Source organism: Jutongia hominis (genome assembly GCF_014384965.1).
GTDB classification, from domain to species: Bacteria; Bacillota; Clostridia; order Lachnospirales; family Lachnospiraceae; genus Butyribacter; species Butyribacter hominis.
Genome location: NZ_JACRSW010000041.1, coordinates 1 through 19,807, shown reverse-complemented (window position 1 = coordinate 19,807; position 19,807 = coordinate 1). Strand labels below are relative to the sequence as shown.

Below are 19,807 nucleotides of genomic sequence, written 5' to 3'. Positions count from 1 at the left end.
TTTCACTCCTATCTTTTCCTGTTTCTGTCTGGCATATAGATTCCCTTATCCTCTGCAACAATACCCGCATTTTCTATTCTGTCCTCAGACTTTTCTTCGTCCGGTCCGCCAAGATCTGCATCCATAGCCTTTGCGTTCTCAAGGTCAAGCTGGGCATTTAATTCATACTGCCTTGCAAGTTTTTCTTCCAGTTCTGCACTATATGCAAACGGCTTGTCATACTCCGCCTTTGAAGCCTCAAGATCATTTTGGTACTGTTCAATCTTCTTTTCCAGAAAATCAACATTTTCGTGAAGTCCGTTGAACAGGTTCTCCAGCTTTACCATACTTCCCACCGGACTTGTGGAAAGTTCTGCCTTGTATTCCGTCTTTCCACGAAGCACCATATAGTTGATACTGAGGAAATTCTTTTCCACCAGAAGCTCAAAGCCGTGAAACTTACCGACTGGAGTGGTTTCGCCTGTCTTACATTTGCTGATTGCTTCAAGCATTACGGTTCCACCATCCACTCGCTCTGTATAAGTTGCATTGCCTATGGTAATGGCAAAATCCGGGTTATCAATCAATTCCTTATCCCTTGCCTTTATATCCTCCCTGACATTGGCAAGTTTCTCTGTCGCAGTTTTGATGAGTTTTGGATACTTGATCATAAAATTATCCTGCAATCCGTATCTCTGATTATCATAAGACGCCTTTAAGAGCTTTAATCTCTGGACATCATTGTCAACCTCCATCTTTTCCCTGATTAAAGGGTTGCCTGTAGCAACCGCCTTAATCTCCGCATAAGAAAGTGTTGCCTCATCAATGTCCTCACAGCTTCGGCTCACTGCCTTGCTTGTCATAACCTGACTGATGAAACGCTGCTTGTTTTCCACAAGTGACCAGTTGTATGCATCAAAGGTTTGTTTTGTAACATATCGGTAGATTGCCACCTCATCGTTTTTATTTCCCTGTCGGATACCTCTGCCTTCCCTCTGTTCAATAGAAGAAGGCTTCCACGGGCAATCGACATGGTGCATTGCAACAAGGTGTGTCTGTACATTAACTCCGGTTCCGCACTTATCTGTCGAACCGATAAGGACTTTTTTCTTACCTGTCCTCATTTCCTTAAAGAGTGCATCCCTCTGTGCGTCTGTTTTTGCATCGTGAATAAATGCTATCTCCTCCGCAGGGATACCATACTTGATAAGTGACTCCTTCAGATAATCATAAATCGTAAAGTCCTTGTCCGGTCCCGGTGTTCCAATATCCGAAAAAATAAGCTGACAGCCTATATGACCATCAGCATTTCCTTTTACATATTCTTTCCAGACATTTTCCGCTACCTTATTGAGCTTTCCGTCCGGGTTGTTCGGTGCGTCCTTATCAATCAGTCTTGCGTCTGTTCCAAGAAGTCTTGCTTCGTGCGTAATCTTTAAGAAGTTGTCAACACTTGGATCAACACCCCCGCCCCTTATCCTTTCTGCTCTTACAACAAATTCTTCCATTACCTGCTTCACATACCAGTCCGGCTCCGACTCCACGATGATAGGCTTGCCGCCACGCAGAGCTGGCACATCAAGGTCAAGCATATCCGCTGTCTGCACATCGGCAACCTCACGGAAGATGTTCATAAGCTCCGGCAGATTGGTAAACTTATTGAACCTGCTCTTGAAACGGAAACCACTGCCCTCAACCGTAAGCTCCAGTGCCGTTGTTACTTCTCCAAAGTTAGCCGCCCACGAGTCGAAATGATGAATTCCCATCTCCTCAAGTGCCGATTTCTGCAAATAAAGCTGCATAACATACATCTCACACATCGTGTTGCTTATCGGTGTTCCGGTAGCAAATACAATGCCCCTGCCATCATTTATCTCTGATAAATACTGGCATTTAAGCTGCATATCCGTTGACTTCTTAGCCCCACTACTGCTGATTCCCGACACATTATTCATCTTTGAAAAAATGGCAAGGTTCTTAAAATTGTGTGCTTCGTCTACCATAATAGAGTCAACACCCAGCTCCTCAAAGGTAATGAGGTCATCTTTCCTGCTCTCATCGGTCAGGGATTTAAGCTGTTCCTCCAGCTTTTTCTTCTGGCTTTCCATCTGCTTTACGGTCCAGCGTTCCCCGTTCCGCTCCTTCATATCATCAATCGCATAGGTGATCTCATTTATCTGTTCATTAAGCATTCGCTCCTTTCTCTCTGCCGAAATTGGAATTTTCTCAAATTGCGAGTGCGACATAATGATGCAGTCATAATCGCCTGTCGCAATCCTTGATACAAACTGCTTTCTCCGGCTCTTTTCAAAATCACGCTCCGTTGCAACCAAGATGTTTGCTGACGGGTAAAGCCTTAAAAATTCACTTGCCGTCTGCCCGATAAGCGGCTTTGGCACTACCATAATTGTCTTATTGGAAAGTCCGAGTCTTTTCTGTTCCATACACGCAGCCATCATTTCAAACGACTTTCCGGCTCCGACGCAGTGGGCAAGCAGAGTATTTCCTCCCATAAGGATTCGTGCCACCGCATTTTTCTGGTGCGGTTTTAATTCAATCTCAGGGTTCATTCCCGGAAATTGCAAATGGCTTCCGTCATACTCACGCAGGCGGATATTATTGAAGGTTTCATTATAATATTCCACATACTTCTGTCGGCGTTCCGGTTCTGCAAATAACCATTCCTTGAACTTCTCCTTGATCATATTTTGCTTTTCCCTTGCAAGCATTGTCTCATTTTTGTTGACTTCATAATGGTACTTGCCCTCACCATCATCAATCCTGTCCCTGACAGTGACCGTTTTTAAGTTCAGGGTATCCTCAAAAATAGAATAAGCATCCATCCGGCTTGTACCATAGGTTTTCGTTGCCGCCACGGAATGTTTATCCATACTTTTGTTCTCAATGAACCATTCCATACTCATTTTATTCAAGTGTACCTGAATACCGGAATTATAATACTCCGTTCTGATTGCCCTTGCCCTTTTTGGTGTATTAAGCAGCTCATAGATAAACTGTTCATAATCAAGCGGTTCAATCCAAGTTGTACCAATCTTTACATCTATATCCGAGGCTTCAATCCATTCCGGCTGAACTTTCTCTAAGGCTGCGGCATTGTCGGCAAATCTTTCTGCCTGTGGATCGTCGGTATCAGCCGCCATTGCCTTTGCAACACGTAGCTTATCCCTTACATTGCCTGACAGATATTCATCTGCTGTCTCCCAGCCTGCGTCCGGGTTATTTTCATTGTAACGGTCAGGATTAAGAAAAATAATTCCATCGAGTTCCTTTATGAGAGTATCCCTGTCTGTTTCATAAATGGAGAGCATATAAGGAATATTTACATATCCAAACTCATTGACCGATACATTAAGAGCCTCAACTGCAGTTTCTACCCTGTCCACCACGGACTTTGCTTTAATCGTCTGCTTATAAAACATATCAGCCTTCTTCACCTCCCCGTCCTCATTTACTTCTTCCAGACTGCAAAGAAGCGGATAATCGCTGTCATCCCTGAACGCTGTACGGTTTGCTTTGGAAGTGATTGCTCCATACTTTCCAACGAATTTATCATATTTTACATTCAAAAGCTGCTGTTTGTCTGCAAGCTCCTCATCACTACAGCCCTCCATCTGGATATCAATCAGCTCTCTTGTTATCTGTCTGATTTCATCAAGGCTCTTAATACGCCCCTCCGCTGTCGGTGATACTTTCTGCCTTACCATCTCTGAATTTTCCCTGTAGTAAAGTTTTCCTTCAAAGAATGTGTAAGTATAATTTCTGACATCCGGATCAGCGGGAATGACTTCCTCTGTCTGTTCCTCATTCTCTGCCAGTCTCTCAAAATCTGTCATCTGTGCTTTGATGTTACTGATTGCCTTATTGAGTGCTTCATACAGATTGAAGTTCTCATCATTATTCACACAGACGGTATATCTGCTGTCCTGTCCGAACATCCTTGTATCATACTGCATTGTACCAAGCATCATCTCCGGGTGCTCTGCAAAATAGGAATTGACTGCTATGCCATCACCTGTGACACCAAGATGTACCCAGTCAGGCTCTATATCAATTTTTCGCTCTCTTTTCTGTAAAAAAAGAATGTCCGCAGTCACCTCAGTTCCTGCATTATCCTTAAATGCAGTATTCGGAAGTCGGATTGCTCCCACAAGTTCTGCCCTCTCAGCCAGATACTTTCGTATAGTCGGATTACTCTTATCCAGTGTTCCCTTTGTGGTAATCACTGCAACCATACCTCCCGGTCTTGCCTGATCGAGTGCTTTTGCCAGAAAATAATCGTGAATACGGAAGTTATACTTGTTGTACTTTGGATCGAATATCTTATAATCTCCAAATGGCACATTTCCCATAACAACATCAAAGAAGTTATCCGGATATGTGGTGTTTTCAAATCCTGTAATACTGATATTGGCATTCTGGTAAAGCTGTTTTGCTATTCTTCCCGATATGCTGTCCAGCTCCACTCCGTACAGCCTGCTTTGCTGCATTGGTGCTGGCATACTTCCGAAGAAATTACCGATACCCATAGACGGCTCCAAGACATTTCCGCCTTTAAACCCAAACTGCACAAGGGCTGAATTGATACACGTTGCAATCTCCGGCGAAGTGTAAAAGGCATTATTTACAGTTGCTCTTGCCGCACTGTATTCCTCATCGGAAAGAAGCTCTTTCAGTTCTGCATACTCTTTGCTCCACGCAGCATTATTCTCATCAAATGCCTGTGACAAGCCTCCCCAGCCGACAAACTTTGATAAAACAGTCTGCTCCTCCTGTGTTGCAAGTCTGTTTTCTGCTTCAATCTGCTTTAGTGTACAGATTGCATCAATGTTCCACTGGTATCTGGTCTTTGCACCACCCTTTTCTGTTTCCCACAGGTTATAATGGAAATTGAGTTTTGTCTGGTCTTGTGTTTTTTCTTTTCCACGCAGACCTTCCACTGGCGGTAATACTTCCTGTGCAGGTGTTTCAGGGGCAGCCTCCTGTGGTTCGGTATCCTTCTGTGGAATATCTGCCGATACATTCTTATCCTCATCAGAAATTATACGACCATCCGTGTCAATCTTGGTATTCAAGCCATATGCAATCGCCCGTTCTCTGGTTTTAAGACGGCTTTCTCTCACACTGTCCTCAATATCAAAGAACTTGCGGTAAACAGGATTCATCTTTTCCCTGTCAATCTTATTTTTTATGGTCTGATAGATTGCCTTCTGGTCCTCTCCACAGTAAAATGGCTGTTTTACCATATAGGATAAGATTTCATATACCTCACGCCATGATACGGTATCCCCTGCCCTCTCTCCATTTCTGTTTTTGTAGCTTACTTTCACATCTGCACTGCTTAAAGTGTATTCTGTGAGTCCATACTGATTATTGCAATATGCCTTTCTCTCACCCTGAACATTTCCCATCGCTATCTCACAGATCAGTTCCAGCTTATTTGGCATAAATGCAAAATCCGATTGCACCACATCCATAAGGAAAGCACGGAATGGTGTGTAACAGCTACATTCTGACACAAGTATCTCAATGGCATCTCTTAAATCTTTATCCATTGCAGCTACACGGTCAGCATAATCAATCGGCTTGATATACCGTAACTCAGCCGCCTTTCTGTTTACAGCATAACTGTCAGGCTCATCAGGAATAGCATAATCATCAATTTCTGATTTCTCCTCCTGCGTATCAACTTCACGGTACTCTGCGTCAATGACTTCATCATCTTCACGAAGTCCGTCCATTGCAAGCTCATCAATACGAGGTGTCTCCGACTGGTATTCTCCGGTAAGGATAAGTACACCGATTTCCTTTTCGACATTCTTCCACGAAACGTATCCTTCTACTTCTCCATCTTCATCTTTCCATTGGATACGAAGTCCCGAACCGTGAAATGTGTCATACCCGTGCAAGCCTAGACCGTCAAGCGGCCAGCTTGCACCCCCCTGACCATATTCTGCCTTGATACGCTTTGCTCTGGTTCCTGCGTCTATCTCTGTCTGATAGATTTCACACACCCTGCCTTTTCCACCGACAAAGCCAGTTCCTTTCATAAGTATCTCTTTTACATACTCACTTGGTACACTCTCTGCTTTCTTTGGATTAAGGTAATTATATTTTCTGGCAAGGGCAGCCTTTTTATCCTCCTCGAACTGACGCATAAATTCATTGTGTCTGGTTTTCTCCGGCTGCTTCACACCAAAACTTGCCTGCCCGTTTTGGTCGAAAAAAAAGGAAGCCTGTGTATATTCGGCTTCCTTACTGACACCCAATGAGTTAATCTCATCAAGCTCTCTATTTAATTCTTCCTGTGTTTCTAATGAAACTTCATCACGATCTGGTGGAGCACTACTTCCTCTGCCTGCATCTTCGCCTGCTCTCTTATCTTCCACATCTCCATTGTCGATGACGGATTCTGTGGCTTGTGCTTCATTAGATACTGTTCCTCCAACTGATCGTAAAGCTGGTTTGCTTCCTCCTCTACTGCCGACATCTTCTCGTACATCTTCCCGAATCTCATCAGTGTCTTGTACCTTGCCGGTTCGTTCTCCAGAAGATACTTCATTGCCATTCTCCCGTATCTGCCCAGCTTCGTTAAATCCTCTGTCTCGTCCGGCATTGTCAGCTCCGGATACAGCAGTCCGTCCACTTCCTTGTAAGTCATTGCTTCTAACATATGATATTCTCCTTTCGCTCTCAATCGTTTGTAAATTCCTACTAAATTCTCTAAGAACACTACAGGAGACATCGCATACAAGGGAACCAAGACGGTAAACTATCTCCTCATCTTTGATATTTACAATCTGACTGAAATCCTGTTCTTGCACAGATAAGTCAAATCCACATCTCGTCCCTACAGCATACATAACACTGGAATATACTAACTGCTCCATATCGCTATCCTGCTGTAAGCCCTTGCGTTTTTCGTTGAATTCCTTTATCACACTACCTGATAGCTGCATTAGTTCGGACATTCTATCCCCGAACTCCTCTTTTATTATATTCCAAACATTTGTTCCTGTAAACTGTTTTAGCGTATTTTTTAGTGATTCCCTGTCATCGCTTTTATACCGCTCCATCTGTCCTTCCGATACCAGAAAGTCTGCATAACTTTTCAGGTTTTCCCCCTCCAGATCCCAAGTCAGCTTCACATTCTTTCCGCCTGTATCACTGATATCGAAAATATATCTCATACGGGGATTAAGTGCCCTTGAGGGGAAGATAGCACAGCCCTTTGCTCCACGCTTTACATATCTTCCCACTTTCTTCCAAGTGTCATAATCTGCCATAAGGGTACTTTTCTCCGGTGATCTCTGAGCTGTTACCATAACGATATTATCAAATTCATAGCGATATAACTGACCAGCAACTTTTAATACATCTTTCCAGTTCTTTTCAGAACGGGTGATGTTGCTGATTTCTGAATCATATATCGCTTTGACCTTCATATCAACACTCATGTGTCACCCTCCTTTTACTTCAGTAATTCTGCAAACATTTCCTTAAAGAGCTTTGACTCCTCCCCGTCAAGCTCAATCACAAATTCTGCATCAACCGCCTGTCTATCACATTTGCCCTTTCCTTTTACAATCTTTCGCATAATCCTGAGAAGCACATAACACTGCTTTGACTTGGCTATGCTCTGCTTAAAGGCAAGTCCGTCGCTGTCAGCCGACTGCTGTGTCTCATAGACAATCACATTCAGCTTTCTGCTGATTTCCTCAACTTTCTCATATGGAATACTGACAGACGATTTTACCTCTCCCGGTCTTTCCCATTCCTTATGAAGTTCGTTTAATAAAAATTCCATATCCTTAATAACTGCTGTCTGCTCATTTTTCATCGTGTCTTTCCTCCATTTTCCTTTAATGAAGAAGGGAGCTGTTCTTCGCTGTATGGCGAAAAATCAACTCCCTTCATATCCTCCGCATCAAGGACTATCTGTTCTGAATAATACATATCCATTGCCTTGTTTATGGCATCGTCAAGTGACTCTGCCTTTACTGTCTCTACCCTTGAGAGAACTTCTTTTATCTCAATATCAAATTCTTTTTCCATTCGATATCAGCCTCCAATTCCATTTTTCCTCATCGGCTCTTTTTTTCTTTTACCTGTCTTTCCTTAAAACCTTCATCATACTTTCCATCTTCAAGCCTGTCATAAAAATATTCCTCCTCTATCGTTCCAAATTCCTTATACATCTGGTGCAGGAAATCATTCTGCATATTTTTTGGAATATCATCATCCTTTGACAAATCCTGATAAAAATAAAACTTCTGCTTGAGTTTCGCCCTGTAATCATAAACATCTTTTATCTTTTCAGGTGTCCCGTATTCTCTTTTATATGCCTTAAAGTTGGTCTGCGAAAGTGTGGAACCAAGATAAATCCCGTGCTCCCACGATACCCCGATCGTTGTGTTATCCTTAGTTGGCTCCTCGTCTTTCGGATATCGCTTATACTCTGTTGCTCCAAGAGCAATCGTGAGAGAGCCGCTTTTCATATCCATTACCACAAGATTGCGTGGAGATAATGCTTCCAGTACCATATAATCGTGGTCATTAAAATTATGAAATGTCTGCCCTCTTTCAAATGTCCTGTCGCATTTTTCATAATGCAGGATAAAGTCATCTATCCAGCCTCTATCCGTCATTCCAATCTCATCCATCTTTGTAATACACTCTGGGGAACTTGTTGCCTTATCAAAGTAAAATTTCTTTGAATCGTTATAATATCCTTGCAAAAAGCGTCCCAGTTCCACATCATCTCTACAGAATTTTGCAAAAACTGTAACATTTGCTGCCCTGTAATACTCTGTAAAACCTTCCGCAAGCGTTCTTCCAAGAAGCAGCATCTGATCTGCAAGCTCTGACATATCATCAATGGCAACGAACTTCTTATAATCTTCCAAAGTCATAAGCATATTTCTTTCTGTTCCCTTATAATTCTCCATTACAAGAATCATATCCTTTAAATCCATTCTTACCTCCTGTCCCAGAGAGGACTTTCGCCCTCTCTGCCAATTTTCTATGGTCTGCCAATTACTACAATCTTTCCGACACTTGCCACATCACGGTAAACTACGCCAACTCTTTCATTCAGGGCTTCTACCACCTTTCCATTGCCGACATATACTGCCACATGGCTGATATTCTTATATCTTCCGTTGTTTGTGAAACTGTAAAAGATAAGATCACCAGGCTGCATTTCATCATAAGATACGGTCTTTCCTGCTTCATCAAGTCCCTGTGCTTCTGCCGCTGCTGTAGTTGCTCCTCCATGACTGATATTCACACCTGCATCCTTCCATGAATAATACGCAAGTGAACTGCAATCATAATAATTGCCACTATCTCTTAATTCCTGACTGTAAGGATAACCCACTCTGTGAAGGGCATAAGAGCAGACTGCTTTCTGCCTGCTATCTGTAATACCACTGAGGATTGCATTTATTTCATCCTCTGTCATGGAACTTACTCCGGGGCTTCCACCGCCTCCACCGCTTCCACTTCCAGCATATCCAAGCTGTCCCATAAACTCAGGACTCATGATCTGCTCAAGCATTTCTACCTGATCAGAATCAAATCCATAAACGGAAATCATATCTCTGTATGATTTGAGCGTAACATTTACATACAGTACCGACTTCGTAACAGTTGTTACATTGCCATCTGCGTCTGTTTCCTCCACATCTTTTGTTCCACTACTTGTAGTATAAGAACACATATCATTTACTACAGTCTGCAACCACCCCTTTGATATATCATTCATAATTGTTGCAGTATCGCCTACACCATACTTGACCATGTAGACCGCCATAATGTCGTAGTAGTTACTTGGATTTTCATCCATTCCCTCATAATCTACATACACCAGTTCGCCAAAGTCATATCCGGTATGTTCATTCACTTTGGTATTCACATCACGGTTAAATTCAGACACATAAGCACTTGTAACTGTCTGCACTGTATCTCCTGACTCCAGCGGCGGTAAAAATAAGGCAAATGGTGAATTATAAAGAATCGCTATCACAGCAATAACCGGAACTGCAACGATTACCACTAAAAGAACCAACAGAAAAAGTACAAGTCCGATAATCGGAGCTGCCGCCTTTATCCAGAGAACTGCCTTTTTTACAATCAGATCTTTTACCAGTTTTACAACACTGTCCGTCTGATTTTCCTGTTCTTTCATCTTATCCAGAAAAAATTTAATCTTTCTGCTACGGTTCGCTGCTTTCACATCCTTCGCCTCAATAGATACACCCGTGGCATAGCCTGCCGCCATGCCGACTGCTGTACCTGCTCCCGGTGCAACCGCTGTACCTGCCGCTGTGGTTGCCGCTTTTGTCGTAGTTTTGGCAGTTTCTTTTGCAGTGTTCTTGGCAGTTTCTTTCGCTGCTGTCTTTGTCGTGTCACCGGCAACCTTTTTTGCCGTATCACTGGCAGCTTTCTTTCCCATCTTTTTTGCCAGCTTCTTTCCTGTTTCTACCTTCTTGATACGCCTCTTTGCTTCGGCTGCCGCTTTCTTTCTGAAAAGTGACGCTCCCCTTGAAGCAGTTCCCGTAACCGGACGGCTTGCTTCATATGCAAGATAAGCTGCCTGTGACACTTCCTGCCCGCCTTCCACCTGCTCTGTAACTGCTCCAGTCGCAAGTGCTCCCGTTCTTCCTGCTATATGAAGATTGGTATTCTTCGTCTTGATAGAAGTATTGGACTCCCGTATATTTCTCTTAAATTTTGAAGGTTCCTTTTCTTTCTTCTCTGCCTGATGAATGGTACTCTTACGATAAGACTTCTTTTTACCTGTATCATTTATCTTTGCACTAGCAATTTTCGGACCACGCTGTACAGTGTAAATGTTACTGCCCTTAATTTTAGCTTTCTTCGGTTCATGCATATGAATCTTAGCTTTTTTCTTAGTGTGAATGACCATAGGCTTGTCATCCACTTTTTTTATCTTCAATGTTCCCACCTTCTTTCTGTATCCTTAAAAAAGGTAAAAAGTAGCCATCCGGAACTTAGTCCAAATGGCTGATACATTGCAATTCTAATCAGCAAATTTTGCCTCCCTTTTCTTCTGCTCCGCAATCTTTTCGTGGATATTGGTGTTATACAGTCTGTAAAGGTCAGTGTCCTTGCTGATCTGATTATCAAACGGAATTACCACGGAACCACACTTGATAAGTCCCATTCCCGATGCAGTATTGGTTACGAAACGAAGCTGTGCCTCTGATACACCGATAACCTCTGCCATCTTGGAACTGTCTGTATTCGCCTGCTTTAAGAGTGCAACAAACTCAGAGTTTGCAAGCATTGTAGTGGCGGTGTAGTTCTGTAAAAGGTCCACGACGTTCTGGGTGATACCCGTGCACAGTCCACCTTGTTTCCTCACCTTCTTCCAGAGCTGCTGTAAATATTTTGCAGAATACTCCGAATTAAGCAGGACATGGAACTCATCAATATAGAGCCAGGTTGCCTTGCCTTTTTGCCCGTTTTCTACAATTCTGTTTTGAATAGACTCCATCATAACAAGCATTGTGATAGGACTAAGCTCCGTGCCTAAGTCCCTGATACCATATACTGTGAATCGGTTATCTACATCAACATTTGTCTGGTGGTTAAAGATATTGAGGGAACCATTTACAAAAAGTTCCAAAGACAATGCGATATCCTTTGCTTCGTCCTCCGGCTGTTCCATAAGGATATCGTAGAAGTCACTCATTACCGGAATATACTTTTCCCTGCCCCTTGCGATGTCGATATACATCTTTCTCACACAGCGGTCAATGATTGATTTCTGTCTGGAATTTAAGCTGTCCCCGATACACTGCTCACAAAGACCAAGCATAAATTCCCCTTTTTCCCTTATCATTCCCTTTGAATCATTCGGATCAAGACTCCACACATCCATCTCAAGCGGATTTACATAGTTGTCCGTGTATGTGGACATATTTACCACGGTTCCGCCATAAGTCTGTGCAATATCAAAATATTCGTTCATCGGATCAATGACGATAATCTCATCATCCCCCGATAAAAATACGCTACCCATTTCCATCTTACAGAAGAATGATTTGCCAGAACCCGGCACTCCGAATACAAAGCCATTTCCGTTGATGAGCTTCTTTCTGTTACCGATATTTACATTCTTACTGATCTGGTTGATACCGTAATAATTACCTGTGCTGTCATTCAGTTCCTGCACATTGAACGGCATAAGCACCGCAAGCGACTGGGTAAGAAGGGTACGCATTGTTTCCACCTGTCTTACACCAATCGGAAGTGCCGTGTTGAGTGCTTCCCTCTGCTTTAAGTAGTGTGTATCAATCGTACAACTGTTACGTTTTCCGATTGTTTCTACTGTTTCGCAGACACTCTCAAGCTCCTTCTTACTTTCTGCCATAAGGATAATGGTAACTCCTACAAAGAAAAGACACTGGTCATTCTCACGAACATCATCCATAATTGCCTCAATCTCTTTTTTCTCCGTTCTCTTTGCATAAGAGATTTCTGTGGAGAAGTCATTGTTCTTATTACGGACTCTCTGCTGTTTGATAATATCCGACTCAATACCAAGATATTTCTTCTGAAGCACCTTTGTGGTCAAATCCTTTGGCACAGGCACTACATCAATACTGGTAATGGAGTGTACCGGAAGGGAAGTAATCTCATTGATAAATCTGTCAGATAAACTGCTGGGATACTTCTTAATGAAAAGTGCCTTGCAGTATTTACTCTCGTCCTCAAAATGGTCTGGGAAATATTTCACCATACCATTACATAAATCATTCTTAAAATCTGCTCCGACCTTCTTTGCCTTTTTGATATCAAAATCAAAACTGCCCTCATCGCCAAGATGGTAATAGTCATAGAGCACTTTCAGCCTTTCATTGCCGTTAAGCGGCACAATCTCCGCCCCCAGTTCAATGAAAGCCTTGTGTATTGTTGCCTCAAGTGTGGCAAACTGTGCCTTTGCCTCCTCAAAGTTCTTTCTCTCAATCGTGATCGTCAGGTATCTTTCCTGTTCAATCCCCTGTCTGCCCTCAATAATCTTCTCCTCAATAATGTCATTGTAGATTCTTCGGTAATTATTGAAGCCATCGTTTTTCTCTGTAATAAGAACCTTATCACGGAGGTCCTCCATATTTTTGTTCTTATTGTTAATCGTAATCTTATAATTACAGTCCAGCGAATTTAAGAATTTGCAGTATCTTTCAAAAATGCCGATCTGCTCATCCTCCGTTGCCGTTGTGTAATTGATGTCCTGAAAGCGGTAACACTTGGAATACTTATTCCTGCTTACTTCAAAAATACCGTTTTCAGCCACCGCCATAATCTCTATGGTTTCCTGAATGGATTTAGGTGTCTTATACAAAGGCTCACTCGCCTTCTTTAATAACTTAAATCCGTCTGTAAATAAACCCATGTCTCTAACCTCGCTTTCTTATAATGAAAGCCCGCCGGGAACTTCACCCTGCGGGCTGTGTTCCCGACCTTTCGGTCAGATACTATTCGTTTCTAATGCATTGCCTTATATACTGCAATGCCTGCTACTGCCGCCACGATGACTGCGACAAGTCCAAACAGCATGTTTCTCGTCTTTTTCTTCATTGCTTCAAACTCCTCCTGCTTCTTTACAGCCGAATCAGCTGTTACAGTCTCCGGTTCAGCCTTTCTGCCTTTCTTCTTTACCTGTTCATTCTGTTCTGCTTCTAACTGCTTTATTGCAGGCTCTCCCTCTGTTGATACATAGGTAAGTGCCCTGTTACCAAACATAAAATGCAGTTTCTTTCCCATATACTCGTAGAAATTCATCCCGTTAAAGGAATAGAATCCGCCAAGAGCAATCGGTGCCACACATGGAATTGCCACATAAGCAGAACCAGTAAGACCGATATATTTGTAAAGAAGAAGGACAATACCGCCACCAACCACTACACTTGCAATGGAAAATATAAGCTGCCTTGCAGTAAGTCCCATCGCAACCGATTCCTGATAGCGGTCAATATCCTTGTTTACTTCGATTACCATTGTCGCTTCCTCCTATCTTGATAAATCCTTTTTCTCCGGCTTTCTTGTCATTCCAATATTCGCCTCATACTTATCCATTCCATCCGGACACAGTTCCCTAAGCTTGTCTACATTGAACAGATAAAGAGGATATTCACAGAACCCGCTCCTTTGCGTGAATCCAGTAAACTCTCCAAGGTCGTTATCTGTAATAAACTTTTCAATATCCGGCATGTCATTCACATTCAGATATCCGCAGTAATTTGGTGCTGCAACCGACAAATTCACAGTCACATCCCCAAAAGGCTCCTCATATCCATCTTCATTACACATAAGACCGATAAACATTGCCCTGTTATTCATATACTGCTGGATATCAAATGTCACCTGCGTTTCTCCGGTTATGCTTGAATTATAAGTAACCTGTTTCTTTTCATTATCCATTTCTGCCTCCCTCTATAATCCAAATGCCTTGCTTGTAAGTGTCTGTGCACCCTTCACGCTTCCAACAGTCATTGCTATCGTAAATGTCATTTCACACAAATAAATAAGCGTCTGTGCCCAGTCAGCGTAACTTCCTGTAAATGCCGGAAGTCCTGCATTGATAAATGCATTACATACCACAATTGCAAGTGCCATCGTTACTGCCTCGAATACACACGAAAGAAAATATTTGCAGTAGGTAGCCATTGTATGACTGACCATTCTGTTTCCTGCCATTGTGGAGCATGCAATCGCACCAAGCGGCACAATAATCAGTATCTTTAAGAACCTGAAATACACTGTGTAAATGATAAAGAATCCACAGATAATAATGATGATTGCAAGCAAAGCTGTAAGTATCAGCATTACCAGACTCTCACCAAATCCGAGTCCCTTAATGATGTCTGCCTGTGTACTGTCAATGGCAAGCTGCGTCGTTGTCCCCGCAGATATAAGTCCCACCAGATTTCCTATGGAAGTAAAAAACGCTTTCATAATCGTGACATTATTTGCAACAAACCATTCTGCAAGTCCCAGTCGGATAAGCATACGAAATATAGACTCAAACCTCATCTCATCTTTTACATCTATGCTTTCCGAGCAGAAACCGATAACAAAGAACAGCACAACGAGGGAAGAGCCGACCGCTACAAAGACCGGCTCTATACCCTCAATGACTGCCCAGGGACCTCCGCCCTTGAAACTGACCGGTGACTGTCCAAGCATTGCAAAGACCAGGGATATCTGATTGTTCCAAAACCCAAACACTGCCTCAAGAAGTGCAAGGATCTTATCACCAAGCTTAAAAATATCCATACTTGTTATTCACCTCTTTCCTTTTACTAAAAGGGGAACTTTTTCCCCCATCTTAGAAGCCTAAGAATGTCAGTACTGTTGAAATACCAGCCATCATGACACCTGCTACAATTCCTTTCAGTGCAGAGTTCATGGTAGATGAATCCTGCTGCTGGTAGGCTTGTGCGAACTCCATAACATTCTTTGCAAGAATGATGACACCAACCGCACCAATGACTGCAATGATAAGTGTCTTTAAATTCTCAAGCGGCTGTGTTACTGCGGAAGTACCTGTACCTGCTGCAAAACAGGTAGTGCTCATAAGCATCACTCCCATAAGTGCTCCGGATACTGCCGGAACGAATCTCTTCTTAAAGTGAATGAATCTTCTCTTCATGCCTTTTCCCTCCAAACCCTTGTTTTCTGCACTATTGCAGACTGAATTGTTAGTTACTGTAATCTGTTCTTTTCTCATGATAAAAATCTCCTTTTTCTTGATGTGTGACAGATATGGAAAAAGCCAGAAAGGAATGTACACATTCCAATCCGGCTGATTTCCGAATGGAATATATACATTCCTCTCTGTCTTTGTTTTTTTACTATATGATTATCAGGCAATGCCTGTTGTAAAGATTAATCGGGCTTTCCCCGATGCGTTGTGCTTCAACCACCTCCTTTTATGGCATGAAAAAAGCACTCTAACCTATTATTGGCTAAAGTGCTTTGTAAAACAGTTATTAAATTATTTATCAGTCAGACAAACTTGAAGTTTCCATTTATTTCTTTTTGCGGTATTTGGGTTCAATACCTACTACATACGCTACCATAGCCGCAATACTAATAAGCATTGCACCCAATATAGGTATAATAATCAAACCCGAATTCTGCCCATCTAATAAAGGCAATCCAATTAACGTAAACAAAACACCATACACGCACCACAATATGCCCAAAGCACGATTATAGCCTTTCACATCTTCTATGGGCGCTACCTCAGCATTTGCCCAAAAACCGAAAGGTTTTGCTTTCTTGGAATTAAAATCATAAATGCCCATTACAATAAATAATACGCCGATTATTACCCAAATAACAAATGCTATTGATCTTCCTTCCATAATATGTATCCTTTCTTTGTAGTTCTGTAAATTCCGATTTGTAAGTTTCTTTAATCTCACATAGACACAGTATACCACAACTTCTGTGCCTATGCGATAACTTACTGCTTCTTTCGATAAGAACTCATCTTCTCCACCGTTACCTCTGGATAGAAATAAGTCAGTATCGTTGCTCTAGGAATTCCTGCCGCAAGTGCCATCTTTAGCTCCTCTTTCTGCTCAGGTGTATATGACCAATGAAGCATTCGGTTTGTAATAGTATCTTCCCACTTAGGCTTTTCCCTTTCAGGATTCCTTACAGGCTTACTACCAGCGTTTCCACTAGAACCACTGGCAGTTGCTGTACTATCTGCTTTCTGCGATTCATCGACATACTCAAGCTCATTTGCCTGTTCCCTGTCTATCTTTGCTTTCTGCTCTGCTTCATCCTGCATGGAGAATCTTCTGCTTAATTCCGCATCGCCAAGCATCATAAACTGCTCATAGGTTAGAGAATCTATATACACATTCTCGCCCTTATCCTTCAGTTTTTCATAATACTTAACTGCCTTGTCTGAAAGAATCTCAAATGGCGGACCGATAAGATTATTTGCTCCTCTTATCTCGTGAACATAAGGCTCTCCCTTGCCATCTGCTGTCTGGTTAAACATCGGATGATTAAATGGAATAAACTTGTTGTCCATGATAGGATCAAATCCACGGATAAAAATAATACATTTCTTATTATCCAGCTTTCTTACCTCATCGGGTGTAAACAGTTCCCTGCCTAAAACATCATAATTTCTTGACGAGCTTCCCTGCCTCCCCTTTGTCTCTCCGCTTGATTTTTTATCAATCGTGCCTTTTCCAAGCAGTTCCGAGACATACTTGTGCGTACTCTGCTCATTGCCTCCAAGATAGATGAAAGTATCGCAGTTGCCTGGAATGGTTTCCCAAGTATCCTTGAAAAGTGCCTTTAACTGGGCAAAGTTCTGTATGATGATAATACTGGAAATTTCCCTGCTTCGCATTGTAGAAAGCAGCGAACAAAAATCATCTGGCAATGCAACATTCGCAAATTCATCTAACATAAATGTCACATGAATCGGGAGTCTGCCACCGCAGTTAAAATCCGCCTGATAGTACAATTCCTGGAATATCTGAGTATAGAGCATTCCGATAATAAAATTATAGGACTTGTCACTATCGGGGATTACACAAAAGAGTGCTGTCTTCGTCTCTCCATCACCATTGACTCCAATACCTATATCAGATAGATTCAGCTCATCCTTAGAAAGAAGTCGTAAAACCTGCTTATTCTCAAGAAATGCAAGTCTTGAGTTTGCACTGATAATAATGGAACGTACTGTATCTCCTGCACCTCTCATACACTTGTTGTACTGTTTTACTGCCGGATGATTAGCTCCAAGTGGAGAACTCTCCTCTAAGAACTTCATTCGCACATCCAGTTTCGATGCCTTTCCCTGCTCTGTCACTTCTGCTTCTCCAAGAAGCTTCAGTACTGTCTCAAAGTTTCTCTTTGCCGGCTGTACTTCAAGCCATACATAATAAAAGATTGACTGTAAAAATAATCCTTCTGCTTTCTCCCAGAATGGATCACTTGGAGTGGAACCCTTTGGTGTGGTATTACTGATAAGATTGGTAATCAGCTTTACCACGTCCGTTTCCTCTCTGATATAGGAAAACGGATTGTAACAGTCTGACTTATCCATCTCAAGCAGATTGATGACCTTCACATTGTATCCGTTATTCTTTAACATCTGCCCGCAGCTTCTAAGAATCTCACCTTTTGGATCAGTACAGATAAATGAACAGTTATGTGGCATCTGCATCAGATTCGGCTTTACCTCATAAAATGTCTTACCGGCACCGGAACCACCGCAGATAAGAATATTTCCATTGAGCTTCAGCCTTCTGAAATCAAGTGATATCTTCACATTCTGGCTTAGTATTCGATTGAAATTCTCGTCCTTATCCGCCAGTATCTTATTAACCTGCTTTGGATTTTCAAATCTCGCTGTACCAAACTCCTTGCCGGGCATATAGTTTCTCTGGCTGGTGTAATACATAACAATAGCCATCGCATAGATTCCTAATGCAATGGCTACCGCTTTTATAGTATTCGTATTGTAATAGTTTGCAAAGGGAGCAGCACATACTTCATTGAATCTGTTCATAAATTCATTAAATGCCACTCCCTCCGACCACGCACCATTTATCAGATAACCAAGGTACCCCGCTAATACTGCACCCACAAGAATGAATATCAGTGATGGTTTTTTCTTTGTTGTCTGCATATAAAACTACCTCGCTTTCTTGGTAGTGACTGTTTTCTGCTGCGTGGTCTTTTTCTGCTGTTTCTGGACTTTCTCATAACGCTCCCTGACAGATGCCTCCACCTTATCATAATGCGTATAAAGCTCTGTTCCCTTCTGTGTTGTTACAACACGATTCTGGCTGTCATACAGCTTATAATCCTTATTGGAATCGAGAAACGTGAGCATAGTCTTTCCATTATGGATGTCCATAATATTTTCTTTACGAAGCCATACATATCTTGCTTCGTCTCCCCATGTTCCGGGGATTCTTGTCTTAACTGCATGGTCATTCTCCTCAATAATGAGTTTCTTACTGATTGTAACATCCGAAAGATTGGCATTCTTTGATGCGGCTACTGCCCTCATTCTCTCTGCAAGGTCCTGATATCCTCTGACACGGTTGATAAATGCATCCTTATCCATCATGACTGCATGCGTACCATCTTCCTTCTTGCTGCCAAGCACACCGATTGTCTCAAGCTGTTTGATAACACTTTCAGCCTGCTCACCATTGATACTGAAATTCTCCTTGACCTGATCCACACTGATAGCTTTCTTTTCCATTGCAAACATTCCGACCTTTTCGATCAGTCCGTCAATAGCGGTATTAACCCTATCCCCTTCTATCGTGTGGCTTTTCTCGTTTCCCTGCTGTTTCTTCAAAAAATCCATCAGCTTGCCAAGGGATTTTTCATCTCCATTCTTCAGATAATCGTCAAATGTGGCAATCTTACCAAACTTGAGCTTCTGTATCATCATATTCACACGGGGAACTGCCTCTGTATGAAAGATTACCTCACTCAGTCCATCTTTCCTGTTACCGTCTGGAAGTACCGAATACAGGATTCCATACTTCTTTGCCATCTTTTCAACCTTTTTCATATCTTCGGTATTAAACTGCAACACCTGTAAATCGCCACCTTTTAAGATCAGCTTTCTCATGGATGTCTTGCCAAGTGACTTTTCATAATCAAGCATCCCTTTTAAGAAATCTATTGCCTTCTGCATGGCAGCAATGCCGCCGCTTCCTACCTTCATGGCAATCTCAATGCCATCATAAGCTACACGGATGATCTGCACCGCTTCCTGAAT

Annotated in this window: 14 protein-coding genes; all 14 read right to left on the bottom strand. The window is 42.2% G+C overall.

Annotated elements, in window-relative coordinates; genetic code table 11:
* Positions 1–8 precede the first annotated feature (8 nt).
* Positions 9–3,419: a helicase-like domain-containing protein gene (locus tag H8700_RS12505; RefSeq protein WP_503588298.1), complete on the bottom strand. Its 3,411-nt coding sequence runs from the start codon at positions 3,417–3,419 to the stop codon at positions 9–11.
* 2,891 nt (positions 3,420–6,310) lie between these two features.
* Positions 6,311–6,613, bottom strand: coding sequence for a TnpV protein (locus tag H8700_RS12500; protein WP_242648075.1), 303 nt, complete (start codon positions 6,611–6,613; stop codon positions 6,311–6,313).
* A gap of 855 nt (positions 6,614–7,468) precedes the next feature.
* Complete coding sequence (locus tag H8700_RS12030) at positions 7,469–7,837, bottom strand: hypothetical protein (RefSeq protein WP_005602908.1); 369 nt, start codon at positions 7,835–7,837, stop codon at positions 7,469–7,471.
* Positions 7,834–8,052, bottom strand: a complete 219-nt coding sequence (locus H8700_RS12025; protein WP_005602909.1) for a DpnD/PcfM family protein — start codon at positions 8,050–8,052, stop codon at positions 7,834–7,836. The genes H8700_RS12030 and H8700_RS12025 overlap by 4 nt, the downstream gene beginning before the upstream one ends.
* 29 nt (positions 8,053–8,081) lie before the next feature.
* Positions 8,082–8,972 (bottom strand): hypothetical protein, encoded by an 891-nt coding sequence (locus H8700_RS12020; RefSeq protein WP_006859557.1) that lies wholly within the window; start codon positions 8,970–8,972, stop codon positions 8,082–8,084.
* Positions 8,973–9,019: 47 nt separating this feature from the next.
* Entirely contained in the window at positions 9,020–10,927 is a 1,908-nt protein-coding gene (locus H8700_RS12015) for a C40 family peptidase (protein ID WP_154267506.1), read from the bottom strand.
* A gap of 114 nt (positions 10,928–11,041) precedes the next feature.
* Positions 11,042–13,420 carry a VirB4-like conjugal transfer ATPase, CD1110 family gene (locus H8700_RS12010; RefSeq protein ID WP_008116395.1) on the bottom strand — a complete coding sequence of 793 codons (2,379 nt, stop codon included), beginning with the start codon at positions 13,418–13,420 and terminating at the stop codon, positions 11,042–11,044.
* 92 nt (positions 13,421–13,512) lie between these two features.
* Complete coding sequence (locus H8700_RS12005; RefSeq protein WP_118506700.1) at positions 13,513–14,025, bottom strand: PrgI family protein; 513 nt, start codon at positions 14,023–14,025, stop codon at positions 13,513–13,515.
* Positions 14,026–14,037: 12 nt separating this feature from the next.
* A complete protein-coding gene (locus H8700_RS12000; RefSeq protein WP_117831121.1) occupies positions 14,038–14,448 on the bottom strand; it encodes a DUF4313 domain-containing protein in 411 nt (136 codons plus the stop codon).
* Positions 14,449–14,460: 12 nt separating this feature from the next.
* Positions 14,461–15,303, bottom strand: a complete 843-nt coding sequence (locus tag H8700_RS11995; protein WP_004611540.1) for a VirB6/TrbL-like conjugal transfer protein, CD1112 family — start codon at positions 15,301–15,303, stop codon at positions 14,461–14,463.
* A 52-nt stretch (positions 15,304–15,355) separates the two neighbouring features.
* On the bottom strand, positions 15,356–15,757 hold the full coding sequence (locus H8700_RS11990; RefSeq protein ID WP_249305871.1) for an electron transporter RnfA: 402 nt from the start codon (positions 15,755–15,757) through the stop codon (positions 15,356–15,358).
* Between the two features lie 301 nt (positions 15,758–16,058).
* Entirely contained in the window at positions 16,059–16,397 is a 339-nt protein-coding gene (locus H8700_RS11985; RefSeq protein ID WP_249305869.1) for a hypothetical protein, read from the bottom strand.
* A gap of 101 nt (positions 16,398–16,498) precedes the next feature.
* Positions 16,499–18,694 (bottom strand): VirD4-like conjugal transfer protein, CD1115 family, encoded by a 2,196-nt coding sequence (locus tag H8700_RS11980; protein ID WP_118341523.1) that lies wholly within the window; start codon positions 18,692–18,694, stop codon positions 16,499–16,501.
* Between the two features lie 6 nt (positions 18,695–18,700).
* A partial coding sequence (locus H8700_RS11975; protein WP_249305867.1) for a PcfB family protein occupies positions 18,701–19,807 on the bottom strand: 1,107 nt, incomplete at its 5' end.